The organism is Pseudomonas sp. PsB, from assembly GCF_043658375.1.
Taxonomy (GTDB): domain Bacteria; phylum Pseudomonadota; class Gammaproteobacteria; order Pseudomonadales; family Pseudomonadaceae; genus Aquipseudomonas; species Aquipseudomonas putida_Z.
In genome coordinates, this window is the sequence record NZ_JBIGLU010000001.1 from 757,462 (window position 1) to 781,126 (window position 23,665).

A 23,665-nucleotide genomic window follows, 5' to 3' on the forward strand; every position below is an offset into this window, starting at 1 on the left:
AAGGGGCGGCCTAATTTATCGATTTTCTTGATTTTCTATTATTTATCCTTACAGGAGTGCGGCATATGTCAAAAGGGCATTCGCTACAAGACCCTTACTTGAACACCTTGAGAAAAGAAAAGGTCCCGGTATCCATCTACCTGGTCAACGGCATCAAACTGCAGGGTTCGATCGAGTCCTTCGACCAGTTCGTGGTACTGCTGAAGAACACCGTCAGCCAGATGGTCTACAAGCACGCCATCTCGACCGTGGTTCCTGCCCGTCCGGTTCGTCTGCCAAGCCCGTCCGATTCCGAACACGGCGACAGCGAGCCAGGCAACGCCTGATAGGAGCCTGCATTGTTCTTTGAGCGCCACGGTGGTGGTGAGCGGGCGTTGCTCGTTCACTTGGAAGGTCAGAACCCTGAGGCGCGCGAAGACCCGCAGGAGTTCCAGGAGCTGGCATTGTCGGCCGGTGCCGACATCGTCTCGCTGGTCACGGTGGCAAGGCATCAGCCTTCCGCCAAATACCTGATTGGCAGTGGCAAGGTCGAAGAGTTGCACGACCTGGTCCATGCCGAACAGGTAGACCTGGTGATTTTCAATCACACCCTCACGCCCAGTCAGGAGCGCAACCTCGAACGTGTGTTCGAGTGTCGTGTGCTCGACCGTACCGGGCTGATCCTCGATATCTTCGCCCAACGGGCGCGTACCCATGAAGGCAAGCTGCAGGTCGAACTGGCCCAGCTCGAGCACATGAGCACGCGGCTGGTGCGCGGCTGGACCCACCTTGAGCGACAGAAGGGTGGTATCGGCCTGCGTGGCCCGGGTGAAACCCAGCTGGAAACCGACCGCCGCCTGTTGCGGGTGCGCATTCGCCAGATCAAATCACGCCTGGAGAAGGTGCGCAGCCAGCGCGAGCAGGCGCGGCGCGGGCGCAAGCGTGCGGACATCCCGTCGGTATCGCTGGTGGGTTATACCAACGCCGGCAAGTCCACGCTGTTCAACGCCCTGACCGAATCCGAGGTGTATGCCGCGGACCAGCTGTTCGCCACGCTCGACCCGACCCTGCGCCGGCTCGAGCTGAACGACCTGGGGCCGATCGTGCTGGCCGACACCGTGGGCTTCATTCGCCACCTGCCGCACAAGCTGGTCGAGGCATTTCGGGCTACGCTCGAAGAGTCGAGCAACTCCGACTTGTTGCTGCATGTGATCGACGCCCATGAGCCGGAGCGCATGGAGCAGATCGAGCAGGTGCTGGCGGTGTTGGGCGAGATTGGTGCCGAAGGGTTGCCGATCCTCGAGGTGTATAACAAACTCGACCTGCTCGAAGATGTCGAGCCGCAGATCCAGCGCAATGCCGATGGCAAGCCGGAACGGGTCTGGGTATCGGCACGCGATGGGCGTGGCCTGGAGCTGGTCGGCCAGGCGATTGCCGAGTTGCTGGGGGATGATCTGTTTGTCGGTACCCTGTGTCTGGAGCAGCGTTTTGCCCGCTTGCGCGCGCAATTCTTTGCCCTGGGTGCCGTGCAGAGTGAAGAGCATGATGAAGAAGGGCGCAGCCTGCTGAGCGTGCGACTGCCCATGGTCGAACTGAATCGCCTGGTCAGCCGCGAAGGCATGGAGCCGCAAGTGTTTGTCGAGCAACACACTTTGCAATAAATGCTCGTCGAGGTCGCCGGGCAGCAGTGACAGGCATTCTGTAGCATTGGACGGCGCGCCGTGGGCGCGTCTTTGCTTTATCAGATGGAGAGCGCTATGGCTTGGAACGAGCCGGGTGGCAACTCGAACAATCAGGATCCCTGGGGCGGTCGCCGGAATGGCGGTGGCGGCGGTGGTGACAAGAAAGGTCCACCGGACCTGGACGAGGCCTTCCGCAAATTGCAGGACAGCCTGAACGGCATGTTCGGCAGTGGCAAGAAACGTGGCGGCGGTGACCGCAATGTCGGCAAGGGCGGTGGCCTGGGCCTACTGGGCATCGGCCTGGCGGTGCTGGCTGCTATCTGGCTGTACAGCGCCGTGTACGTGGTCGACGAGCAGGAGCAGGCCGTGGTGCTGCGCTTCGGCAAGTACTATGAGACGGTCGGTCCCGGCCTGAACATCTACTTCCCGCCGATCGATCGCAAGTACATGGAGAACGTCACGCGCGAGCGTGCCTACACCAAGCAGGGCCAGATGCTGACCGAAGACGAGAACATCGTCGAGGTACCGCTGACCGTCCAGTACAAGATCAGCAACCTGCAGGACTTCGTGCTCAACGTCGACCAGCCTGAGGTCAGCCTGCAGCACGCGACCGACAGTGCCCTGCGCCACGTGGTGGGTTCCACCTCGATGGACCAGGTGCTGACCGAAGGCCGCGAGCAGATGGCCGTGGATATCCGCGAACGCCTGCAGCGCTTCCTCGACACCTACCGCACCGGTATCAGTGTTACCCAGGTCAACGTGCAGAGCGCGGCAGCCCCGCGTGAAGTGCAGGAAGCCTTCGACGACGTGATCCGTGCCCGCGAAGACGAGCAGCGTGCCCGCAACCAGGCCGAGTCCTACGCCAATGGCGTGGTGCCGGAAGCCCGTGGTCAGGCCCAGCGCATCATCGAGGACGCCAACGGTTACCGCGACGAAGTCATCGCCCGCGCCAAGGGTGAGGCCGACCGCTTCACCAAGCTGGTCGCCGAGTACCGCAAGGCACCTGATGTGACCCGTCAGCGTCTGTACCTGGAGACCATGCAAGAGGTCTACAGCAATTCGAGCAAGGTCATGGTGGCGACCAAGGACGGGCAGAACAACCTGCTCTACCTGCCGCTGGACAAGATGGTCGAAGGCAGCCGCAACCCGTCCGCGCCGACCGCCAGTGTGTCGCCATCGGTCAACGATGCGGCCGCGCGTGCGGCGCAGGACCTGCAACAGCAACAGCAGCCGCTGCGCACTAGGGAGAGCCGCTGATGAGCAACAGATCGCTGATCGCCCTGATCGCCGCCGTGGTCCTGGCCATCGTGGCCTGGAACAGCTTCTACATCGTGTCCCAGACCGAACGTGCGGTACTGCTGCGCTTCGGTAAGGTGGTCCAGGCGGATGTCCAGCCGGGCATGCACGTGAAGATTCCGTACGTGAACCAGGTGCGCAAGTTCGACGCCCGCCTGATGACCCTCGACGCCCCGACCCAGCGGTTCCTGACCCTGGAGAAGAAAGCGGTGATGGTCGACGCCTACGCCAAGTGGCGCGTCAAGGACGCCGAACGCTTCTACACCGCCACGTCCGGCATGAAGCAGATCGCCGACGAGCGTCTGTCGCGTCGTCTGGAAAGCGGCCTGCGTGACCAGTTCGGTAAACGTACCCTGCACGAAGTGGTTTCCGGTGAACGTGACGCGCTGATGGCTGACATCACTGCTTCGCTGAACCGCATGGCCGCCAAGGAGCTGGGTATCGAGGTGGTCGACGTGCGCGTCAAGGCCATCGACCTGCCGAAGGAAGTCAACCGCAGCGTGTTCGACCGCATGAGCACCGAGCGTGAGCGTGAAGCCCGTGAGCACCGCGCCAAGGGTAACGAGCTGGCTGAAGGTATCCGTGCCGATGCCGACCGTCAGCGCCGCGTATTGCTGGCTGAGGCCTATCGCGAAGCAGAGGAAACCCGCGGTGACGGCGACGCCCAGGCGGCCGCCATCTACGCCAAGGCCTACACCCAGGACGCTGATTTCTATGCGTTCTACCGTAGCCTGCAGGCGTACCGCGAGAGCTTCTCGAGCAAGAGCGACGTGCTGGTCCTGGACCCGAAGAACGAGTTCTTCCGCTTCCTGGACAAGAGCAGGCCGTGATGCTCAGGCCCTGATTTTCATGCAGCGGCGCCCCGCCTGGCAGCTAAAACACCAGGCGGGGTGCATCCTGAATGAAAAGGGGTGTATGATGAGGCAGCCGGGAAATTTCCCGGCTTTTTTGCGTCTGCAAGGTTGATTGGCAAACCGCCAGTTGACGGTTTGGTCAGGTCGCAAGGCAATTCGAGGGTGTCGGGTACGGTGGCTGCGCTGGGATCAGTGCTGCCCGCTGCTGTGCGCGATACCGGCTTTACTGACGGCTAGCCTGCTGGCAAGCCGCCCGGACCAGAGGGGAAATGGCGTAATGGCAACGGTAGACCGCTGGCTGCTGCCAGATGGCATCGAGGAAGTACTGCCACCTGAGGCTGCGCGTATCGAGATCGCGCGCCGCCAGGTGTTGGACCTGTTCCAGAGTTGGGGCTACGAACTGGTCGTCACCCCGCATATCGAGTACCTGGAGTCGCTGCTCACCGGCGCCGGCCAGGACCTGGATCAGCGCACCTTCAAGGTGGTGGACCCGCAGTCCGGCCGCCTGATGGGCTTCCGCGCCGACTTCACCCCGCAGGTGGCACGTATCGACGCCCACACCCTGCGCCGTGAAGGCCCGAGCCGCCTGTGCTATGCCGGCAGCGTGCTGCACGCCCAGCCGCGTGCCCTGTCCACCTCGCGCAGCCCGATCCAGCTGGGTGCCGAGCTGTACGGCGACGCCAGCCCCACCAGCGATGTCGAAGTCATCAGCCTGATGCTCGCCACGCTGCAACTGACCGATGTGCCGGATGTGCACATGGACCTCGGCCACGTCGGTATCTACCGCGGCCTGGCCCGTGCTGCCGGCCTGTCCGGCGCGGTCGAGCAGCAGCTATTCGACGCCCTGCAGCGCAAGGCCGTGGATGAAGTTCAGGTGCTGACCGCCGACCTGCCGAAGGACCTGGGCAACATGCTGCGCGCGCTGGTCGAGCTGTGCGGTGGCCGCGAAGTGCTGGCCGAAGCCCGCGTGCGCCTGGGCCGTGCCCCGGCCAGCGTGCTGGCGGCGCTGGACGACCTGCTGGCGATCGCCGATCGCCTGGCGTCGCGCTTCCCGGACCTGCCGCTGTACTTCGACCTCGGCGAGCTGCGCGGTTACCACTACCACACTGGCGTGGTGTTCGCCGTGTTCGTGCCGGGCGAAGGTCAATCGATCGCCCAGGGCGGGCGCTATGACGACATCGGCGCCGATTTCGGCCGGGCCCGCCCGGCCACCGGTTTCTCCACGGATTTGAAGACCCTGGTCACACTGGGGCGAGCGGAGGTCGTATTGCCAACTGGCGGCATCTGGATGCCGGACAGTGGCGACGCGGCCCTCTGGCAGCAAGTCTGCCAGTTGCGCAACGAGGGCCAGCGTGTGGTCCAGGCCCTGCCTGGCCAGCCGTTGAGTGCTGCTCTCGAGGCGGATTGTGATCGGCAATTGATTCAGCAAGACGGGCGCTGGCAGGTTCTGCCGCTGGCCCAGTGAGTTTCTGCGCCGGCAGTAGGCCGGCAACCAAGTTTGCGTGAATGAGGACCAATGTAATGGGTAAGAATGTCGTCGTCCTGGGCACCCAGTGGGGTGATGAGGGCAAAGGCAAGATCGTCGATCTGCTGACCGAACATGCTGCCGCCGTAGTGCGCTACCAGGGTGGCCACAACGCGGGTCACACCCTGGTGATCAACGGTGAAAAGACCGTTCTGCACCTGATTCCGTCCGGTATCCTGCGTGAAGGCGTACAGTGCCTGATCGGCAACGGTGTGGTCGTTGCCCCGGATGCCCTGATGCGTGAAATCACCAAGCTGGAAGAGAAGGGTGTACCGGTGCGCGAGCGCCTGCGCATCAGCCCGGCTGCGCCGCTGATCCTGTCGTACCACGTTGCCCTGGACCAGGCCCGTGAAAAAGCCCGTGGCGAAGCCAAGATCGGCACCACCGGCCGTGGTATCGGCCCAGCCTACGAAGACAAGGTCGCACGCCGCGGCCTGCGCGTGGGCGACCTGTTCCACCGCGAGCGTTTCGCTGCCAAGCTGGGCGAGCTGCTGGACTACCACAACTTCCAGCTGGTGAACTACTACAAAGAGCCGGCCATCGACTTCCAGCAGACCCTGGACGAATGCATGGCCTACGCCGAACAGCTCAAGCCGATGATGCTCGACGTCACCGCCGAGCTGCACAACCTGCGTCGCGCCGGCAAGGACATCATGTTCGAAGGTGCTCAGGGCTCGCTGCTGGACATCGACCACGGTACCTACCCGTACGTCACCAGCTCCAACACCACTGCTGGCGGTATCTCCACCGGTTCTGGCGTTGGCCCGATGTACCTGGACTACATCCTGGGTATCACCAAGGCCTACACCACTCGCGTAGGTTCCGGTCCGTTCCCGACCGAACTGTTCGACGAGACTGGCGCTACCCTGGCCAAGCGTGGTCATGAGTTCGGCTCCACCACCGGCCGTGCGCGCCGTTGCGGTTGGTTCGATGCCGTGATCCTGCGTCGCGCCATCGACGTCAACAGCATCTCGGGCATCTGCCTGACCAAGCTGGACGTACTGGATGGCCTGGAAACCATCAACATCTGCGTTGGCTACAAGAACGAGAACGGTGCCGTCATCGAAGCGCCTTCCGATGCCGACAGCTACATCGGCCTGGAGCCGGTGTACGAAGAGATGCCAGGCTGGAGCGAGTCGACCCTGGGCGTGAAAACCCTGGAAGAACTGCCAGCCAACGCTCGCGCCTACATCAAGCGCATCGAAGAGCTGATCGGCGCGCCGATCGACATCATCTCCACCGGCCCGGACCGCAACGAGACCATCGTTCTGCGTCATCCGTTCGCCTGATCTGCCTTCCAGGCTGATCTGACGCCGTGGCCCTGAAAGGGGCTGCGGCGTTTTCATTTGTGGGGTATGCCTGTCCCGGCCCTATCGCCGGCAAGCCAGCTCCCACAGTTACACCACAAGACATGTGGAGTACCTGTGGGAGCGGGCAAGCCCGCGAAGAGGCCAGTGCAGGAATACCCATTGCTGAACCTTGGCACTTATCCCTGCTGACCCCGGCACAACCCTTGCTGTAAGAAGTTTCTGAAGATGCCATCAAAATAGTGGCGCCAGAAAACACGAGGGTTACACCGTGTCTGCCATCCTCTCACTGTTACGAAGCCGCCTTTTGCGGCCTGTGTTTGTTGCCCTTGGTATCGCTCTTTTGGTGCAGGTGCTGGTCGCCGTTGCGCTTACCCGAAGCACGGTCACCGCCTTGGAAGCCGACCTGGGCGAACGCCTGGGCAATGACAGCCGCCAGCTCGCCAGTGAGCTGGAGCAAGCCGGGCAAGACGTGCGCTCAGGCCTCGACGGCCTCTCCAGCAGCACCCGCCAGCGCCTTAGCGCAGGTTTGTCGGCGCGCCTGCAAAGCGAGCAGCAGCAGCTGCGCAGCACGTTGGAAAAGAACCTCAAGGACTCTGCCAACGATATGGCCGAGCTGCTGGCGTCGGTCGCACCGCGGGCGATATGGGACAACGACGTGCCGGTGCTCTCCGACTTCGCTCGGCGTGCGCAGCGCAACCCTAACGTGCTGTTCGTGGTCTACGACGACGCCCAGGGCCAGCACCTGACTCGCTACCTGAACCGGCAAAACCCGATCAACCAGGCATTGATGGACAAGGGCCAGGGCGAACGTGCGCTGGACAAGGTGATCGACGCGGCCCGGCGCGACCCGGCGGTGTACTTCGTCGAGGCCTCGATCAACCCCAACGGTGCAGAAATCGGCAAGGTGGTGATGGGCGTTTCCACCGCCGGCATCGACCAGGAGCTCAAGGCCCTCGACCAGCGCTTCGCCGCCCTGATCGCCAGCGGCGAGCAACTGGTCGGCGACAGCCTGGTCGGTGCTGCAGCCGACAGTGGCAAGACCTTGCGCGAGCGCCTGGAAAAGGCGCAGGGCAGCGCAGTCGCGATGCAGGCCAATACCGCACAGACCGTGCGTGATGCTGCCGCCGAACTGCGCTGGCGTATCGGCCTGGGCCTGATGCTGGTCGGCCTGGGTGTGCTGGTGGTGGTGGCTGTGGTACTTGGTCGCCGAGTGCTGAGCAAGCTGCGCCTGCTGATTACCGCCCTCGATGACCTGGCGGCTGGCGAAGGCGACCTGACCAAGCGTGTGCCCCTCGACAGCCGCGACGAAATTGGCGACATGGCTTCGGCGGTGAACCGCTTTGTCGACAAGCTGCAACCCATCGTGCGCGAGGCGGGCGAGGTGGCGCAGCGCACCGGCGTTGAGATTGGCGCGATGGCCCAGCGCAATGCCGGTGCCGATGCTGCCGCTGCACTGCAACGCGACGAAGTGGCGGCCAGCCTGCGCGACCTGTCGAGCATGGCCGACGAGGCCCAGGCTGAAAGCCACGCGATGCAGGCAGCCCTGCAGCAGGTGGTGGATATCCGCCAGGCAACTGACGAAAACAGCCGCACATCGACCCAGCTAGCCGGTTTGATCGAAAACCTGGCCGGGCAGGTGGAGGCCGGCTCCCAGGTGATCGAGCGCCTGGCCAAGCAGAGCGAGCAGATCGAAGTGGTGCTGACGGTTATCCACGGCATCGCCGAGCAGACCAACCTGCTGGCCTTGAACGCGGCCATCGAAGCTGCCCGTGCTGGCGAAACCGGGCGCGGGTTTGCCGTGGTGGCCGATGAGGTGCGGGCGTTGGCGAGCAAGACGCAAAGTTCCACGGGAGATATCCAGGCGCATATCGCCGCGCTGCAGAAGGGGGCCAAGGAGGCCGTGGCCACCATCAGCCAGGCCGGGCTCAAGGCCAGCGAAGGGCTGCTGGTGCTGCGTGACAACGAGCGCCGCCAGCAGTCGGTGCAGGCAGCGGTGGAGCAGGTGCACGCGGCCATCGGCCTGGCCACCCGGGCGGCCGAGCAGCAGGCGAGCGGGGCGCAGGCAGTGCGCGGACGGGTGGAAACCATACACGCCCAGGCCGAACGCTCGGCCGAGGTGGTGATGCAGACCACCGCCAGCAGCAAGGTGCTGGATGACCTGGCGGCACAGCTGCGTGCCAGCCTGGGCCAATTCAGAGCCTGACCCGATCATTGTGGGAGCGGGCGTGCCCGCGAAGCAGGCGACACGGTGGATGGCACCGGCTTCGCCGGTGTTCGCGGGCATGCCCGCTCCCACATCGATCGCGACACAGGGCCCTTACCTCTGTGGGCAGCAGGGCTGCGCGGTATCTGTGGGAGCGGGCAAGTCCGCGAAGGTTACGCCTTGTTCAGATACATCCGCGTAGTCAGCAGATACACCGGCAACCCCGACACTACGATCAGCAACGCCGCATAAGGAGCTGCCGCCGCGAACTCGACGTTGGCCGTGTGCGCCCACACCTCGGTGGCCAGGGTGGTCATGCCGGTCGGGCTGAGCAGCAAGGTAGCTGTCAGTTCCTTCATGGCATCCAGGAACACCAGGGCAAAGGCTGCCGCCATGGCCGGGAAGATGATCGGCAGGGTCACCCGGCAGAACGCGGCAAAGCTGCTCGCGCCCAAGGTCCGTGCCGCTTCCTCCAGGGTAGGTGAAGCCTTGTTCAGTGCGGTGCGCACCGGCGACTGCGCCAGCGGCAGGAACAGTAGCGCATAGGCCAGCAGCAACAGTGCCGTGGTCTGGTACAGCGCCGGCACGTAATGCAGGGCGAAGAATACCAGGGTCAGGGCAATCACCAGGCCGGGCAGGGCGTGCAACAGGTATGGCAGGCGCTCGGCCCAGATTGCCAGGCGGCCCTTGTAGCGCACCACCAGGAAGCTGATTGGCAGGGCTAGCAACACGCAGAAACCGGCCCCCCCCAGCGACACCGACAACGAGGTGAACAGCGCCTTGGAAATGGCTGCCACAGGGAATGCCGCCGATGAACCCACGCTCAACCAGTAGCCGAGCATGGCCAGCGGAATACCGCTGCCCAACACCGCCAGGCCTACGCAGAACAGTTGCGCCAGCACTGCCCAGCCACGCAGCCGCACCGGTTGTGCTCGCCGCGCCACACCCTGGCCGATGCGCACGTGACGGGCCTTGCCACGTACCCGCAGTTCAAGCCACAGCATCACCAGGCACATCGCCAACAGTACGGCGGACAGCATGGCCGCGTTGGCATTGCTGAACTCCAGTTCGAACTGCTGGTAAATCGCCGTGGTGAAGGTTTGCAAGCCGAGGATCGACAAGGCGCCGAACTCCACCAGCATGTGCAGGGCGATCAGCAGCGCGCCGCCCAGCATCGATGGCCATAGCAGCGGCAGGGTGACCTTGATGAATACGCCCCAGCGGCTGCAGCCCAGCGTACGTGCCGATTCCTCCAGCGAGGTATCGAGGTTGCGCAGGGTCGCGGCTACCGGCAGGAACACCAGTGGGTACTTGGACAGGGCCATGACCATGATCGCCCCGCCCAGCCCTTCGAAGTCCGAGCTCAGCGACACCCAGGTGAAGCTGCTGACGAACGACGGCACGGCGAACGGCAGGCACAGCACCACGCCCCACAGCCGACGGCCGGCCAGGTTGCTGCGCTCAAGCAGCCAGGCCAGGGCCAGGCCGACCACCATGCAGGTCAGCGTCACCCCGACCATCAGCATCAGGGTGTTGCGCATCAGCCCCCAGACAAACGGCCGCCACAGCAGGTGCAAGGCTTCGCGCCAGCCAGCCTCCCAGGCTTTCATGGCAACGTACAGCAAGGGCAGCAAGCTCATCGCTACCAGGAACAGCACAGGCAGCACCACCCAGACAGAGGGGCGCTTGCGGCGCGGTACGAAGCGTACCGGCACCGGCTCGGACAGGGCGGCAGTCATCAGAGCAGGCCGACCTCGCGCTCAAGCTCGATCGCTTCCTCGGCATTGCCCAGGTCGGCTGGTGAGATCTTCGGTGGGCGCAGGTCTTCGAACGGCTTCAGGCCACGGTCGGAGACCATGCCTTTGTGCAGCGGGTACTCGGCGGTGGTCTGGGTGATCACGCGCTGGCCTTCTTCGCTGGCCATCCAGTTGAGCAGGGCCTGGGCTTCTTTCGGGTGCTTGCTGGCCTTGACCACGGCTGCGCCGGAAATGGTGACCAGGTTGCCGGCATCGCCATCGGCCAGGTAGTAGAGCTTGGTGTCCAGCTTGCCGCGCTCGCGCTCCAGCGCATACCAGTAGTAGTTGTTCACCAGTACCGCAGCCACTTCGCCTTTTTCCACGGCTTTGAGGGCGACCATGTTGTTGGTGTAGGTCTTGCCGAATGCCTTCAGGCCGGTCAGCCATTCTTCGGTGGCTTCTCGCCCGTGCATCTTCAGCATGGCTACGGCCTGTTCCTGGAAGGCGCCGCTGGTGGGCACATAGCCGACGCGGCCTTCCCACTCGGGGTTGGCAAAGTCCATCACTGTGGTCGGCAGGTCTTTCTCGTCGACCTTCTTCGGGTTGAACACGACGATGCGCGTACGGGCGGTGATGCCCATCCAGGTGCCGTTGGCGCCAACGTACTCCTTGGGCACCATGTTCGCGGTGGCGTCGTCGATCTTCGCCAACAGGCCCAGTTCGCCCAGGTTGTTCAGGGGAGGGGACTCTTCGGTATAGATGATGTCGGCCGGCGAGCGCTCGCCTTCCTCGATGATCTGGCTGGCCAGCTGGTTGCTGCTGCCCTTGCGGATATCGATGTGGATGCCGGTCTTGGCCTCGTAGGCCTTGGCGATGGCCTCGCCGATTTCCTTGTGCTGACCGTTGTACATGGTCAGGGTGACCGGTGCGTCTGCCATGGCGGCCGGAGCGCCGATGGCCAGGCTCAGCACGGCGGCGGCCAAGGTACGCATCAGCGGTTGCGGGCGGATCGTCATGCGGGTACTTCCTCGCTTACGGCTACATATTTGGAAACAATGGTAAACGAAATCGTTTCTCAAGTGGCCGGGTGACGAGAAATTCATGGTCAGACCATGGTGCAAGAGGCTGAAGGTGTGTTGGCTGTGCTGGCCTCTTCGCGGGTAAACCCGCTCCCGCAGGGGCATCACAGGTCTTGAGGGGAGTGAAATACCTGTGGGAGCGGCTTTAGCCGCGAAGAGGCCGGCAAAGGTTTGCACCTATGACCGAAAGAGGAGGGATACAAAAATCGCAGGCAAGAAAAAACCCACTAGCAAGCTAGTGGGTTTTTGTATGGTGCCCAGGAGAAGACTCGAACTTCCACGACCGTTAAGTCACTGATACCTGAAACCAGCGCGTCTACCAATTCCGCCACCTGGGCAAAGCTTTACATCATCTGGAGAAGGCGACTATCGTTCGCTTTCACACAGTAGTAACAGATCCTTGGTCATCTGTTACTTGAAAATATTTGGTGCCCAGGAGAAGACTCGAACTTCCACGGCCGTTAAGCCACTGATACCTGAAACCAGCGCGTCTACCAATTCCGCCACCTGGGCACACATTCGAGATTACTTGATGCTTTACAGCGCCGCTCATCTCTACTACAACTTCGGGGTTGTCCGTCGTTGTGGTGCGCACTATACGGACGGTCCGGGGGGCTGTAAACCCCCCAAGCAAAAAAAATTTCAAAAAATTCAACTTGTTGATTCCGCAGGCCTATTCCTGCTCGCCGGAGGCGCCGGTGGGGCTGTCCAAGGCTGACATTTCCGGTTTCAATACGCCTATGCCAGAATTCATATCTATATACCCCAAGGTGAACCCCTTCTGATGGCCGATTGGCAATCCCTCGATCCCGAGGCCGCTCGCGAAGCGGAAAAATACGACAACCCCATTCCCAGCCGTGAGCTGATCCTGCAGCGCCTCGCCGACCGTGGCGAACCGGCCGCACGCGAGGAGCTGGCGGCCGAGTTCGGTCTTTACGACGAAGACCAGATCGAAGCCCTGCGCCGCCGCCTGCGTGCAATGGAGCGCGATGGCCAGCTTATCTATACCCGGCGCGGCACTTATGCCCCGGTAGACAAGCTGGACCTGATCTGCGGCCGCGTCTCCGGTCACCGCGACGGCTTCGGCTTCCTTATTCCGGACGACGGCAGCGAAGACCTGTTCCTCAGCCCGTCGCAAATGCGCCTGGTGTTCGACGGCGACCGCGGCCTGGCCCGCGTATCTGGCGTCGACCGCCGTGGCCGCCGTGAAGGCGTGCTGGTCGAAATCATCTCCCGTGCCCACGAAAGCGTGGTCGGCCGTTACTTCGAAGAAGGCGGTATCGGCTACGTGACCCCGGACAACCCAAAGATCCAGCAGGAAGTGCTGGTCACCGCCGGGCGCAACGGCGGTGCCAAGATCGGCCAGTTCGTCGAGATCAAGATCACCCACTGGCCGACCCCGCGCTTCCAGCCGCAAGGCGATGTGGTCGAGGTCATCGGCAACTACATGGCGCCGGGCATGGAAATCGACGTTGCCCTGCGCAGCTACGATATCCCGCATGTCTGGCCCAAAGACGTGATCAAGGAAGCGCGCAAGTTCCGCTCCGAAGTCGAAGAGAAGGACAAGGAGAAGCGCGTCGACCTGCGCCACCTGCCGTTCGTCACCATCGACGGCGAGGACGCCCGTGACTTCGACGACGCCGTCTATTGCGAGCCGCTGGGCAAGCTGCGCCTGTTCTCCGGTGGCTGGCGCCTGTATGTGGCCATTGCCGATGTGTCCAGCTACGTGCGCCTGGGTTCGGCCCTGGACGTCGAGGCCCAGCAGCGCGGCAACTCGGTGTACTTCCCCGAGCGCGTGGTACCGATGCTCCCCGAAGAGCTGTCCAACGGACTGTGCTCGCTGAACCCGCATGTCGATCGCCTGGCCATGGTCTGCGAAATGACCATGAACAAAGCCGGCCAGATGGTCGACTACCAGTTCTACGAAGGCGTCATCCACTCCCACGCCCGCCTGACCTACAACAAGGTCAGCAGCATGCTCGAGCACTCCCGCACCCGTGAGGGCAAGGCGCTGCGCGAGGAGTACAAGGCAGTCGTGCCGGACCTGAAGAACCTGTACAACCTGTACAAGGTGCTGGTGGAGGCCCGTCACACCCGTGGCGCGATCGACTTCGAGACCCAGGAAACCCGCATCATCTTCGGTGACGAGCGCAAGATCGCGGAAATCCGCCCGACCGTGCGCAACGACGCCCACAAGCTGATCGAGGAATGCATGCTGGCGGCCAACGTGGCCACCGCCGAATTTCTGCAGAAGCATGGCGTGCCGGCCCTGTACCGCGTGCACGACGGCCCGCCGCCGGAGCGTCTGGAAAAGCTGCGCGCCTTCCTGGGCGAACTGGGCCTGACCCTGCACAAGGGCAAGGACCCGTCGCCGAAGGATTACCAGGCACTGCTGGCGAGCATCGCCGGGCGCCCGGACTTCCACCTGATCCAGACCGTGATGCTGCGCTCGTTGAGCCAGGCGGTGTACAGCACCGACAACAACGGCCACTTCGGCCTGAACTACGAGGCGTACACCCACTTCACCTCGCCGATCCGTCGCTACCCGGACCTGCTGGTGCACCGCGCCATCCGCAGCATCATCCGTTCCAGGGTCGAAACCCCGCACGTCAAGCGTGCCGGCGCCATGAGCATCCCCAAGGCGCGCATCTACCCGTACGACGAGAACACCCTCGAGCAGCTTGGCGAGCAGTGCTCGATGACCGAGCGCCGGGCCGACGAAGCCACCCGTGACGTGGTCAACTGGCTCAAGTGCGAGTTCATGAAGGACCGCGTGGGCGAGACTTTCCCGGGTGTGATCACCGCGGTGACCGGTTTCGGCCTGTTCGTCGAGCTGACCGATATCTATGTGGAAGGCCTGGTGCACGTCAGTGCGCTGCCGGGCGACTACTACCACTTCGACCCGGTGCACCACCGCCTGTCTGGCGAGCGTACCGGGCGCAGCTTCCGCCTGGGCGACACGATCGAGGTCAAGGTCATGCGCGTCGACCTCGACGAGCGCAAGATCGACTTCGAAGTGTCGGAAAAGACCCTCGCCGCCCCGATCGGCCGCAAGCAACGTGGCGCCGCACCGGCTGCCGGCCAGGCCGAGCAGGCCCCGGTCGAGGCCAAGGCCACGCCGAAGCCGCGCAGCCGCAAGAGCGAGACCGCCGAGGCGTACTTCCCGAAAGACGCTGTGCAGCGTAACGCCGAAGTACGCAAGAGCCGCGAAATGAAGAAGGCGCTGATGAGCGAGGCGCGCAGTGGCGGCCATGCCAGCAGCAAGTCGGACAAGGGTGGCAAGGCATCCGGCAAGCCGACCAAGCACCGTAAAGGCCCGTCGAAGTCCGGCGCGCCACGCAAGAGCAAGAGCAAGTCATGAGTCAGCTGGAAAAGATCTACGGCGTGCACGCCGTGCAGGCATTGCTGCAGCACCATCCGAAGCGGGTCAAGCAGATCTGGCTGTCGGAAGGGCGTAGCGAGCCACGCCTGCAGGCGCTGCTGGCGCTGGCCGCGGAAAATCGCGTGGCGGTCGGCCAGGCCGAGCGCCGTGAGATGGATGCCTGGGTAGAGGGCGTGCATCAGGGTGTGGTCGCCGAGGTGAGCCCGAGCCAGGTCTGGGGCGAGTTGATGCTGGAGGAGTTGCTCGAGCGCACCGAAACACCACCGCTGATCCTCGTGCTGGATGGAGTGACCGACCCGCACAACCTTGGCGCCTGCCTGCGTACCGCCGATGCCGCCGGTGCCACGGCAGTGGTGGTGCCCAAGGACAAGTCCGCAACCCTGACGCCGGTCGTGCGCAAGGTGGCTTGTGGCGCTGCGGAGGTGATCCCGCTGGTGGCCGTGACCAACCTGGCGCGCACCCTGGAAAAACTGCAGCAGCGTGGCCTGTGGGTGGTAGGTACCGCCGGCGAGGCCGAGCAGGAAATCTACCAGCAGGACCTGACCGGGCCGCTGGTGATGATCATGGGCGCGGAAGGCAAGGGCATGCGCCGGCTGACCCGCGAGCATTGCGATTTCCTGGTGAAGTTGCCGATGGGCGGTAGTGTCAGCAGCCTGAACGTGTCGGTGGCGACTGGCGTGTGCCTGTTCGAGGCTGTGCGTCAGCGTCAGGCCAAGCGCTGATCTTCAGCCTGTACCGGCCTCTTCGCGGGTAAACCCGCTCCCACAGGGATCGCACAAGGCCTAAGCCCTGTGGGGTATCTGTGGGAGCGGGTTTACCCGCGAAAGGGCCGGCAGTCTGTAATGTGTTTCAGGCTGTTCAAATATTCACCAATCACCTTGCTTGTACGCCTCGCCTTCTCTACAATTGCGCCCCTTGCCGAGCTGGCAGGCGCGCATGTGCCTCCCCTCCGTGCAAGACATACAGTGTCATTCACTCCTTGTCTGACCAGATTCGCTGGCAGACTACTAACCCGTAAGGAGCATTCATGCGTCATTACGAAATCATCTTCCTGGTTCACCCGGACCAGAGCGAGCAAGTCGGCGGCATGGTTGAGCGTTACACCAAGCTGATCGAAGAAGATGGTGGCAAGATCCACCGCCTGGAAGACTGGGGCCGTCGTCAACTGGCCTACGCAATCAACAATGTTCACAAGGCTCACTACGTGATGCTGAACGTTGAGTGCACCGGCAAGGCCCTGGCCGAGCTGGAAGACAACTTCCGCTACAACGATGCCGTTATCCGTAACCTGGTCATCCGTCGCGACGAAGCCGTTACCGGCCAGTCCGAGATGCTGAAGGCTGAAGAAAACCGCAGCGAGCGCCGTGAGCGTCGTGAGCGTCCTGAGCATGCTGAATCCGCCGACGGCGACGACAGCAATGACAGCGACTCCAGCGATAACGCTGACGAGTAATCCACGGACCTTTAGAGGAGCCTATTAAATGGCACGTTTCTTCCGTCGTCGTAAATTCTGCCGCTTCACTGCTGAAGACGTGAAAGAGATCGACTTCAAAGATCTCAACACCCTGAAAGCTTACGTATCCGAAACCGGCAAGATCGTTCCAAGCCGTATCACCGGTACCAAAGCTCGTTATCAGCGTCAGCTGGCTACCGCTATCAAGCGCGCCCGCTTCCTGGCCCTGCTGCCCTACACCGACAGCCACGGCCGCTGAGACCGGGTCGTCGACAAGCAGTAAGGGATTAGCATGCGAGCGTTAGCAAGTTTCATCATGCGCGGTCGTGTGCAGGCCACCCTGGTGGTGGTCATCAGCGCGGTACTGCCGCTGCTGTTCTGGTTGAGTGCCGCTGCCGGCAGCCTTGTGCTGCTGCGGCGTGGGTTCAAGGATGCTACAACGGTCATCGCCGGCGGCCTGCTGGCCGGGCTGGCCGTGTGGGTCATGGGCGATCCCATCACCTTTCTGGTGATCGCGGGTGCCCTGGGCCTGGCTGCGCTGTTGCGCGCCGAGCATCCCTGGAGCCGGGTTTTGCTGGTCAGTGCCGTGTTCGCCGTGGCTTTCAGCCTCGTGCTCGATCTGGCGCTGGCGCAAACCTTCGATGTGCTGGCCAAGGCGTTTGCCGAAGCCATGCCGAAAATCGAGGGGCAACCGGTGCTCTCCGGTGAGCTGATCCGCCCTGTGCTGGTCGCTTCCACAGCAGTGACGGTGCAATTGTTCAGTGTGCTGGCCCTGGTGCTGGCGCGCTACTGGCAGGCAGCGTTGTACAACCCTGGAGGCTTCGGTCGCGAGTTTCGCGCGCTGAGGTTGCCGAAACAGACCATGGCGGTCTTGGTGGCAGTGATGGTGGTGGCCCCGTTCATCGGGCCGCAGTTCATCGTCCTGGCATCGGCGTCGAGCCTGGTACTGGTGCTGGCCGGCATCGCCTTGATGCACGGGCTGGTGGCGCAGGGGCGACTGGCCGGTTTCTGGCTGGTGGGCATGTACGTGACGTTGCCGCTGATCATGCAGCTGATTTATCCGTTGCTGGTGGTTTTGGCCATTGTCGACAGCCTGATTGATTTTCGCGGTCGCAAGTCCCCCAAGGGGAATGACTCCGCGAACGGTGAAGGTTAAAAGTTAAGAGGTTTTACCAAATGGAACTGATCCTGCTGGAAAAAGTCGCTAACCTGGGCAACCTGGGCGACAAAGTAAAAGTTAAGGCTGGTTACGGCCGTAACTTCCTGCTGCCATTCGGCAAGGCCACCGTTGCCAACGCCGCCAACCTGGCTGCGTTCGAAGAGCGTCGCGCCGAGCTGGAAAAAGCAGCTGCTGACAAGAAAGCTTCGGCTGAAAGCCGCGCTGCCCAACTGGCCGAGCTGGAAGTGACCATCACTGCCACCGCTGGCGACGAAGGCAAGCTGTTCGGTTCGATCGGCACCCACGACATCGCTGACGCCCTGACCGCCTCCGGCGTTGAAGTGGCCAAGGCTGAAGTTCGTCTGCCGAACGGCACCATCCGTCAGGTTGGCGAATACGACGTAGCCGTGCACCTGCACAGCGACGTTGAAGCCACCGTACGCGTGGTCGTCGTAGCTGCCTAAGCTGCGCTGACTGGCTGGCTCCTTGTGGGTCAGGCGGTTAACATCGGGCACGGTCCTGTTTTCGACAGGCCGTGCCCTTTGTCTTTTTCATCCTCCAGAATTCTTTCGTGGCCATGAACGAGATCACCACCTCCGAACAGCTAGACCTGCAAACCGCAGCCCTGAAGGTGCCGCCGCATTCCATCGAGGCCGAACAGGCCGTGCTCGGTGGCCTGATGCTGGACAACAATGCCTGGGAGCGGGTGCTGGACCAGGTATCGGATGGCGACTTCTACCGGCATGACCACCGCCTGATCTTCCGTGCCGTGCACAAGTTGGCCGACGCCAACCAGCCATTCGACGTGGTGACCCTGCACGAGCAGTTGGACAAGGAAGGCCTTTCTTCGCAAGTCGGTGGGTTGGCGTACCTGGCCGAGCTGGCCAAGAACACCCCGTCGGTAGCCAACATCAAGGCCTACGCCGCGATCATTCGCGAGCGCGCCACCCTGCGCCAGCTGATCAGCATCAGTACCGATATCGCCGACAACGCGTTCAACCCGCAAGGGCGCAACGCCGAAGAGATTCTCGACGACGCCGAGCGGCAGATCTTCCAGATCGCCGAGGCCCGCCCGAAAACCGGCGGCCCGGTGGGGGTCAACGAACTGTTGACCATGGCCATCGACCGCATCGACACGCTGTTCAACTCCGACAGTGACATCACCGGCGTGTCCACCGGCTTCACCGACCTCGACGAGAAGACCAGCGGCCTGCAGCCAGCCGACCTGATCATCGTCGCGGGCCGTCCGTCGATGGGTAAGACCACCTTCGCCATGAACCTGGTGGAAAACGCCGTACTGCGTACCGACAAGGCGGTGCTGGTGTTCTCCCTCGAGATGCCAGGTGAATCGCTGATCATGCGTATGCTTTCGTCCCTGGGCCGTATCGACCAGACCAAGGTGCGTTCCGGCCAGCTGGACGACGACGACTGGCCGCGCCTGACCTCGGCGGTGAACCTGCTCAACGACCGCAAGCTGTTCATCGACGATACCGCCGGCATCAGCCCCTCGGAAATGCGCGCCCGTACCCGCCGCCTGGCCCGTGAGCATGGCGAAATCGCCATGATCATGGTCGACTACCTGCAGCTGATGCAGATCCCGGGTTCGGCCGGCGACAACCGGACCAACGAAATTTCCGAGATCTCCCGCTCGCTCAAGGCCCTGGCCAAGGAATTCAACTGCCCGGTCATCGCCCTGTCGCAGCTGAACCGCTCCCTGGAACAGCGCCCGAACAAACGCCCAGTGAACTCCGACTTGCGTGAATCCGGTGCGATCGAGCAGGACGCCGACGTGATCATGTTCGTGTACCGCGACGAGGTGTACCACCCCGAGACCGAGCACAAGGGCGTGGCGGAAATCATCATCGGTAAACAGCGTAACGGCCCCATTGGCTTCGTGCGCCTGGCGTTTATCGGCAAGTACACCCGCTTCGAGAACCTGGCGCCGGGTATGTACAACTTCGATGATGATGAATAAGCCATTGCCCTACGTAGGAAGGAGGCTTTGTGTAACGATCGAACGCAAAGCCTTAGAAGTGCTCTGTCGCCTGACTGCGGCCGCTTCGTGACATAAGGTCGCTCCAGGAGTCGCGTCGTCTTTCAAACTTCAAACGACTGCGGAGCCTGTTTCTATCTGGCTGACAATCCGCAAGTTATCAACGCCAGTTTCAGGGCTCTTTTGCTTTTTGGGGGTTTCGAATATTGCCCTGCCTCGTTTTCGTTGATGTCACTCCATAGAAATAATCAAATAAGGGTATTCTGAGCAGGCGATCTACATACTGTCCGTTTTTGTCAGCCACACCATAGACGTTGACGCCCTTATGGTAGCCAGAGGATTGGGCGCCGGTTAGTTCGGCCATATCTTCAGCCAGGGACCGACCTTGAGGGCTTTCGGGGGCGGCGGAATTGCAAGTTAGGAAATGCGTTTGTCTGGATTTCATTTTAATCCCTTCTTGCTCAAGTCTGGCATAAAGGTTTGATGCTGAGTATTTGTACTGGTCTCCTATGACATAGCCAGAGTCTCCGTGGCCGCTGATGTAAAGTGTGCTGAGCTTTCCGTCTTTTCGCGGTGGTCCAGAATAAGCGGTTAAGCCGTCGTGTTGCCACGCTATACTGCCTTTATAAATTTTCTTCGTGAAAAGCTTGATTAAGAAATTTCTTGGGTTGATAGTGAATTCACCACTTGGGTCACTATTGTTGATCGGGTCGTTTAAGGCGAATGCATAGTGGTTAAGGCCGCCTTTCGAAAACGGGCTTAGAGCGTCTGGGCTTGTGAATCGCATTAGTGAAGGACTATAAAGCCTACGGCCATTTCCGAGTAGGTAGCCGTTGCTGATCGAGTCTTCCCGTTCGCCTTTAAAACCCCATCCAATGTCAGAGGGGGGGCTGAATCCAAACGCGCTAAGATGGCAAGGTACAAAATACCCCAAACACATTACCAAGGATGTGGAATTAAATAAGTCAACGCCTATGAGTCGTTGGGTGTTTTGAGTATCTTTTATCGATAGGTTGATTGCTTGGGCTCTGAAAATGGAATCGCTTGTGGAGGTGTGCAGAATATGGGATAAGGCGTTATTGCAATAAAATAGGCGCATTTTTACCCTCGCTCGTTACCGTTGGTAGCGGAGTCTTCATATTAACCATATTTCAAAAAGTGGCGTCGTGGTACTGACAAAAATGCTAGGGAGATAAAATCGACAACGCTGAATCACTCGCTGAGTAACATGCGAACGAACGCCCGGTGAACTCCGACTAGCGTGAATCCGGCGCAATCGAGTAGGACCCCGACGTGATCATGTTTGTGTGCCGCGACGAGGTGTACCACCCCGAGACCGAGCACAAAGACGTGGCGGAAATCATCATCGGTAAGCAGCGTAACGGCCCCATCGGCTTTGTGCGCCTGGCGTTTATCGGCAAGTACACCCGCTTCGAGAACCTTGCGCCGGGTATGTACAACTTCGACGATGACGAGTAACGCCCGTTTCATGAAGTTGCGCATGATTCACTGAGTTAGCAGAAACCCTGTGGGAGCGGCTTTAGCCGTGAAGAATCCACCGCGTTAGCCGGCACCGGCTGCGCCGGTGTTCGCGGCTAAAGCCGCTCCCGCAGGGTGTGCGGATCGCCGGCTAGCTCAGCGTTATGAGCGATCTTTGCTTTCACTTGGCTGACTATCCGTCCCTCGCTCATGGTGATCACCCGATCAAAACGTGACAGGGCATTCTGATCATGCGTCACGCATATCAGCCCCCTCCCTCGGAATGTTTCGAACAGCAGATCCCAGGTACGCGCAGCCGATCCGGCATCAAGCCCAGCTGTGGGTTCGTCAAAGAAATTGAATTCGCCTGGCTGATTTAGGAGGCGTAGCAACGTCAGCCTGCGTGCTTCTCCACCCGAAATGGATTCTGCGCGTGCATCCAGATCAAGTTCGTACCAGTCTTTGCTCAGGCCCAGTCGTTCAAGCCATCGTTCGATTTGAGCGCGATCATGAGCATGCTCGAACAGCACTGCGCGGGGCAGTGGGCCGGGTAGGAAGTGCGTATCCTGAGGGCAGAGTCGTAAACGGCTGAACTGCTCACAAGCGTCGAGCGCAGCCAGGCACCTGCCGTGCAAGTGAACATGCCTACGCAACTGGAATACCGTTCCTGCCAGCGCATGCAGAAGTGTCGACTTACCACACCCGCTGGGCCCAACCAGCGCGACCCGTTCTCCCGCACGTAGCACCAAGGGCTCATCGATCTGCAGTTGCAGCGCGTTTCGAGCGCTGAGTTGGCAGGGGGTAATGCGAAGCCCTGCGTTTTCATTTTGGGGCTCTGTCTCTATGGAAAGTGTCGGGCCGAACACAGGGAGTTGAAGCCAGTGTTCGAGCTTGCGTTTGTCGAGCCGGAACTGGTCGAGTACTCGCCAGGCTTCCGCCAGTTGTGCAACGCCTGCGAGCAATCCACTCACCAGAGTAAAGAGGGCAACAAGCTCGCCCAGGCTTAAATGCGGTGTTGCCTGAGATTGATCATGGATACCCCACAAGAGCAAACCACCACTGCCCAGGCCAATGAACAGAGTACGCAGTCCTTGAAGCCATCCGCCACTGTAGGCAACCCCTACCGCTGAGTCGGCATAGCCCGACAGTGTCTGGTTGACGGGAATCATTGCTGCATCCTCAGCCTTCTCCAGCTTGACCGTTGACGCGCTGGCGAAGGTATCTACCCATTGTTCCGCCAGTTCGTCTTCCCGCGAGTTGACTGCCTCGATCTGGGGGCGACGCCAGCGCACCAGGCGATCGTTTGCCCACAGATACGCCAAGCTCAAGGGGACGAGGCCGATCAATACCGAGGTAGCCCCGAGGTATGCGAACAGCGTGACCAGCACCACAGCTTCAGCCAGCACCGGCCATGCCGAGCCAATCAGAAAACCTAACCACCGCTCTTGTGCCGTTATTCCTCTATCCAGAACCTTTACCAGTGTTCCTCCATGGAGTTGTCCATAGGCCTCGAAGCGTTTGTCCAGCAATGCTCGGCACCAGCGGATGGATAGTTGCTTCACGCGTTCTTGGCAGAGCCGCGCTAGGCACCAGGCTTGCAAAGGGGTCAGTGAGGCTTGTAATGCGACAAGGCATATGAAGGCTCCGAGCAAAAGCTGGGGAGGCGAGGCCGAGGTGGACAGGTTGTCAATAATGTCAGCCAGGATCAGGGCAGGTACGACGGTCGCGATTTTCAGTACTAATGTTGCGCTCAGGGCGGCGAAGATGCCTGGATAGATATGCATATGACTTTGCATGCGCTCTGCAGGAGATGAAATGCCGGGCCTGATTGGCTGGAGAGGGCCTGGAGCGGAGTGGCGCTGGAAGGTTGTATCTTTCAACAAGTTCGGATGGTTGTCTGCCTGCCAAGCTTTTGGAAATGTATCCGGGTGGCGCTCGATCTGACAGGCGCCGCCACACATCAAATGCAAGTGATGTTGTGGCTGTCCTTTCGGAATCAGACGAGATTACGCCATGCTCAAGATTGTCCTCGATCCCCCCTCGATCCCCCTTTCCTTGAATACAACCCAGTCCATGGGCAGTTGCCTACGATAAGACTTCATCGATATGTCGCCTGATCGGGCCCTTTCGCGGGCACGCCCGCTCCCACAGGTACGGTGCAGGTCTTGAAGCCTGTGGTGATCCTGTGGGAGCGGGCATGCCCGCGAAGAGGCCGACCCAGGCATCAGAGAAATTCCAGGGGATTGAACAATGACAACAGAAGACCCCGGTTCACCGTTGGCGAGACCACTTTCTACCAGGGCGAGCACGGTACCCATCCGCTGTTCCGCATCGAACCCGGCATCCCGTGCAGGGACCGTCAGAGTTGATGGGTTATGACCATCACCGGGCTGATGGATGATGCTGAGTTGGGTATGAAGCAATGAGGGCTTGGCTTCAGTTTGCATGAAGGCCTCCAGGTGTTCGCCGTAGCAGTTTCTGCGCCTGTGATATCGAGCGCCGCCCGCGCGGCGCTTCGCGGGGCAAGCCCGCTCC

The 23,665-nt window shown here is 61.5% G+C and carries 18 protein-coding genes, 2 tRNA genes and 2 pseudogenes; 16 read left to right on the forward strand and 6 right to left on the reverse strand.

The features are described from left to right. Window positions 1–65 precede the first annotated feature (65 nt). The 8 genes and pseudogenes from hfq to ACGLHT_RS03470 all read left to right on the forward strand — a co-directional run bounded on the left by hfq (window position 66) and on the right by ACGLHT_RS03470 (window position 8,849). Window positions 66–326 carry an RNA chaperone Hfq gene (gene hfq / locus ACGLHT_RS03435; RefSeq protein WP_003258160.1) on the forward strand — a complete coding sequence of 87 codons (261 nt, stop codon included), beginning with the start codon at window positions 66–68 and terminating at the stop codon, window positions 324–326. 12 nt (window positions 327–338) lie between these two features. Next, window positions 339–1,640, forward strand: coding sequence for a ribosome rescue GTPase HflX (hflX, locus tag ACGLHT_RS03440; RefSeq protein WP_015272005.1), 1,302 nt, complete (start codon window positions 339–341; stop codon window positions 1,638–1,640). 96 nt (window positions 1,641–1,736) lie between these two features. Then, window positions 1,737–2,918, forward strand: a complete 1,182-nt coding sequence (gene hflK / locus ACGLHT_RS03445; protein WP_025340824.1) for an FtsH protease activity modulator HflK — start codon at window positions 1,737–1,739, stop codon at window positions 2,916–2,918. Beyond that, window positions 2,918–3,787 carry a protease modulator HflC gene (gene hflC, locus ACGLHT_RS03450; protein ID WP_013974432.1) on the forward strand — a complete coding sequence of 290 codons (870 nt, stop codon included), beginning with the start codon at window positions 2,918–2,920 and terminating at the stop codon, window positions 3,785–3,787. Before hflK ends, hflC begins: the two co-directional genes overlap by 1 nt. Before the next feature lie 301 nt (window positions 3,788–4,088). Further along, window positions 4,089–5,276 carry an ATP phosphoribosyltransferase regulatory subunit gene (locus ACGLHT_RS03455; protein WP_013974431.1) on the forward strand — a complete coding sequence of 396 codons (1,188 nt, stop codon included), beginning with the start codon at window positions 4,089–4,091 and terminating at the stop codon, window positions 5,274–5,276. 56 nt (window positions 5,277–5,332) lie between these two features. Beyond that, window positions 5,333–6,625: an adenylosuccinate synthase gene (locus ACGLHT_RS03460; RefSeq protein WP_137162510.1), complete on the forward strand. Its 1,293-nt coding sequence runs from the start codon at window positions 5,333–5,335 to the stop codon at window positions 6,623–6,625. A 1,177-nt stretch (window positions 6,626–7,802) separates the two neighbouring features. Continuing rightward, a pseudogene (locus tag ACGLHT_RS03465) lies at window positions 7,803–7,943 on the forward strand (hypothetical protein); the annotation flags it as partial. Between the two features lie 201 nt (window positions 7,944–8,144). Then, window positions 8,145–8,849, forward strand: a complete 705-nt coding sequence (locus ACGLHT_RS03470; RefSeq protein ID WP_371053067.1) for a methyl-accepting chemotaxis protein — start codon at window positions 8,145–8,147, stop codon at window positions 8,847–8,849. Window positions 8,850–9,022: 173 nt separating this feature from the next. Here the strand turns inward: ACGLHT_RS03470 and ACGLHT_RS03475 are convergent, their stop codons facing one another. The 4 genes from ACGLHT_RS03475 to ACGLHT_RS03490 form a co-directional block, all read right to left on the reverse strand. Further along, entirely contained in the window at window positions 9,023–10,588 is a 1,566-nt protein-coding gene (locus tag ACGLHT_RS03475) for an iron ABC transporter permease (protein WP_013974423.1), read from the reverse strand. Further along, on the reverse strand, window positions 10,588–11,601 hold the full coding sequence (locus tag ACGLHT_RS03480; protein WP_274119858.1) for an extracellular solute-binding protein: 1,014 nt from the start codon (window positions 11,599–11,601) through the stop codon (window positions 10,588–10,590). Before ACGLHT_RS03480 ends, ACGLHT_RS03475 begins: the two co-directional genes overlap by 1 nt. 314 nt (window positions 11,602–11,915) lie before the next feature. Then, window positions 11,916–12,002 (reverse strand) — tRNA-Leu (locus ACGLHT_RS03485). Between the two features lie 88 nt (window positions 12,003–12,090). Further along, window positions 12,091–12,177, reverse strand: a tRNA-Leu gene (locus ACGLHT_RS03490). 271 nt (window positions 12,178–12,448) lie between these two features. On the opposite strand from ACGLHT_RS03490, the gene rnr reads away from it, so the two are divergent. From rnr to dnaB, 7 genes are all read left to right on the forward strand, one after another. After that, window positions 12,449–15,025 (forward strand): ribonuclease R, encoded by a 2,577-nt coding sequence (gene rnr / locus ACGLHT_RS03495; RefSeq protein ID WP_025340822.1) that lies wholly within the window; start codon window positions 12,449–12,451, stop codon window positions 15,023–15,025. Beyond that, window positions 15,022–15,768, forward strand: a complete 747-nt coding sequence (gene rlmB, locus ACGLHT_RS03500) for a 23S rRNA (guanosine(2251)-2'-O)-methyltransferase RlmB (protein WP_003259007.1) — start codon at window positions 15,022–15,024, stop codon at window positions 15,766–15,768. The genes rnr and rlmB overlap by 4 nt, the downstream gene beginning before the upstream one ends. Window positions 15,769–16,073: 305 nt before the next feature. Next, complete coding sequence (gene rpsF, locus ACGLHT_RS03505; RefSeq protein ID WP_013974420.1) at window positions 16,074–16,499, forward strand: 30S ribosomal protein S6; 426 nt, start codon at window positions 16,074–16,076, stop codon at window positions 16,497–16,499. 28 nt (window positions 16,500–16,527) lie between these two features. Continuing rightward, a complete protein-coding gene (gene rpsR / locus ACGLHT_RS03510) occupies window positions 16,528–16,758 on the forward strand; it encodes a 30S ribosomal protein S18 (RefSeq protein ID WP_003249563.1) in 231 nt (76 codons plus the stop codon). A gap of 33 nt (window positions 16,759–16,791) precedes the next feature. Further along, window positions 16,792–17,655 (forward strand): hypothetical protein, encoded by an 864-nt coding sequence (locus ACGLHT_RS03515; protein ID WP_025340821.1) that lies wholly within the window; start codon window positions 16,792–16,794, stop codon window positions 17,653–17,655. Between the two features lie 20 nt (window positions 17,656–17,675). Continuing rightward, window positions 17,676–18,122 (forward strand): 50S ribosomal protein L9, encoded by a 447-nt coding sequence (gene rplI, locus ACGLHT_RS03520; RefSeq protein WP_003249568.1) that lies wholly within the window; start codon window positions 17,676–17,678, stop codon window positions 18,120–18,122. A gap of 113 nt (window positions 18,123–18,235) precedes the next feature. Next, window positions 18,236–19,633 (forward strand): replicative DNA helicase, encoded by a 1,398-nt coding sequence (dnaB, locus tag ACGLHT_RS03525; RefSeq protein ID WP_015271992.1) that lies wholly within the window; start codon window positions 18,236–18,238, stop codon window positions 19,631–19,633. A 190-nt stretch (window positions 19,634–19,823) separates the two neighbouring features. Here the strand turns inward: dnaB and ACGLHT_RS03530 are convergent, their stop codons facing one another. Beyond that, complete coding sequence (locus tag ACGLHT_RS03530) at window positions 19,824–20,750, reverse strand: RHS repeat-associated core domain-containing protein (protein ID WP_337993805.1); 927 nt, start codon at window positions 20,748–20,750, stop codon at window positions 19,824–19,826. Between the two features lie 134 nt (window positions 20,751–20,884). Between ACGLHT_RS03530 and ACGLHT_RS03535 the strand changes: the two are divergent. Continuing rightward, window positions 20,885–21,130: pseudogene (locus ACGLHT_RS03535) on the forward strand (DnaB-like helicase C-terminal domain-containing protein); the annotation flags it as partial. A gap of 116 nt (window positions 21,131–21,246) precedes the next feature. On the opposite strand, the gene ACGLHT_RS03540 reads toward ACGLHT_RS03535, so the two are convergent. Continuing rightward, window positions 21,247–22,926, reverse strand: coding sequence for an ATP-binding cassette domain-containing protein (locus tag ACGLHT_RS03540; RefSeq protein ID WP_249352796.1), 1,680 nt, complete (start codon window positions 22,924–22,926; stop codon window positions 21,247–21,249). Window positions 22,927–23,665: the final 739 nt, after the last annotated feature.

Excerpts from the sequence above, each read along its gene's own strand:
- hfq (WP_003258160.1), top strand. The coding sequence starts at position 66 with ATGTCAAAAGGGCATTCGCTACAAGACCCTTACTTGAACACCTTGAGA.
- hflK (WP_025340824.1), top strand. The coding sequence starts at position 1,737 with ATGGCTTGGAACGAGCCGGGTGGCAACTCGAACAATCAGGATCCCTGG.
- hflC (WP_013974432.1), top strand. The coding sequence starts at position 2,918 with ATGAGCAACAGATCGCTGATCGCCCTGATCGCCGCCGTGGTCCTGGCC.
- ACGLHT_RS03455 (WP_013974431.1), top strand. The coding sequence starts at position 4,089 with ATGGCAACGGTAGACCGCTGGCTGCTGCCAGATGGCATCGAGGAAGTA.
- ACGLHT_RS03460 (WP_137162510.1), top strand. The coding sequence starts at position 5,333 with ATGGGTAAGAATGTCGTCGTCCTGGGCACCCAGTGGGGTGATGAGGGC.
- ACGLHT_RS03470 (WP_371053067.1), top strand. The coding sequence starts at position 8,145 with ATGGCCGACGAGGCCCAGGCTGAAAGCCACGCGATGCAGGCAGCCCTG.
- ACGLHT_RS03475 (WP_013974423.1), bottom strand. The coding sequence starts at position 10,588 with ATGACTGCCGCCCTGTCCGAGCCGGTGCCGGTACGCTTCGTACCGCGC.
- ACGLHT_RS03480 (WP_274119858.1), bottom strand. The coding sequence starts at position 11,601 with ATGACGATCCGCCCGCAACCGCTGATGCGTACCTTGGCCGCCGCCGTG.
- rnr (WP_025340822.1), top strand. The coding sequence starts at position 12,449 with ATGGCCGATTGGCAATCCCTCGATCCCGAGGCCGCTCGCGAAGCGGAA.
- rlmB (WP_003259007.1), top strand. The coding sequence starts at position 15,022 with ATGAGTCAGCTGGAAAAGATCTACGGCGTGCACGCCGTGCAGGCATTG.
- rpsF (WP_013974420.1), top strand. The coding sequence starts at position 16,074 with ATGCGTCATTACGAAATCATCTTCCTGGTTCACCCGGACCAGAGCGAG.
- rpsR (WP_003249563.1), top strand. The coding sequence starts at position 16,528 with ATGGCACGTTTCTTCCGTCGTCGTAAATTCTGCCGCTTCACTGCTGAA.
- ACGLHT_RS03515 (WP_025340821.1), top strand. The coding sequence starts at position 16,792 with ATGCGAGCGTTAGCAAGTTTCATCATGCGCGGTCGTGTGCAGGCCACC.
- rplI (WP_003249568.1), top strand. The coding sequence starts at position 17,676 with ATGGAACTGATCCTGCTGGAAAAAGTCGCTAACCTGGGCAACCTGGGC.
- dnaB (WP_015271992.1), top strand. The coding sequence starts at position 18,236 with ATGAACGAGATCACCACCTCCGAACAGCTAGACCTGCAAACCGCAGCC.
- ACGLHT_RS03530 (WP_337993805.1), bottom strand. The coding sequence starts at position 20,750 with ATGCGCCTATTTTATTGCAATAACGCCTTATCCCATATTCTGCACACC.
- ACGLHT_RS03540 (WP_249352796.1), bottom strand. The coding sequence starts at position 22,926 with ATGCAAAGTCATATGCATATCTATCCAGGCATCTTCGCCGCCCTGAGC.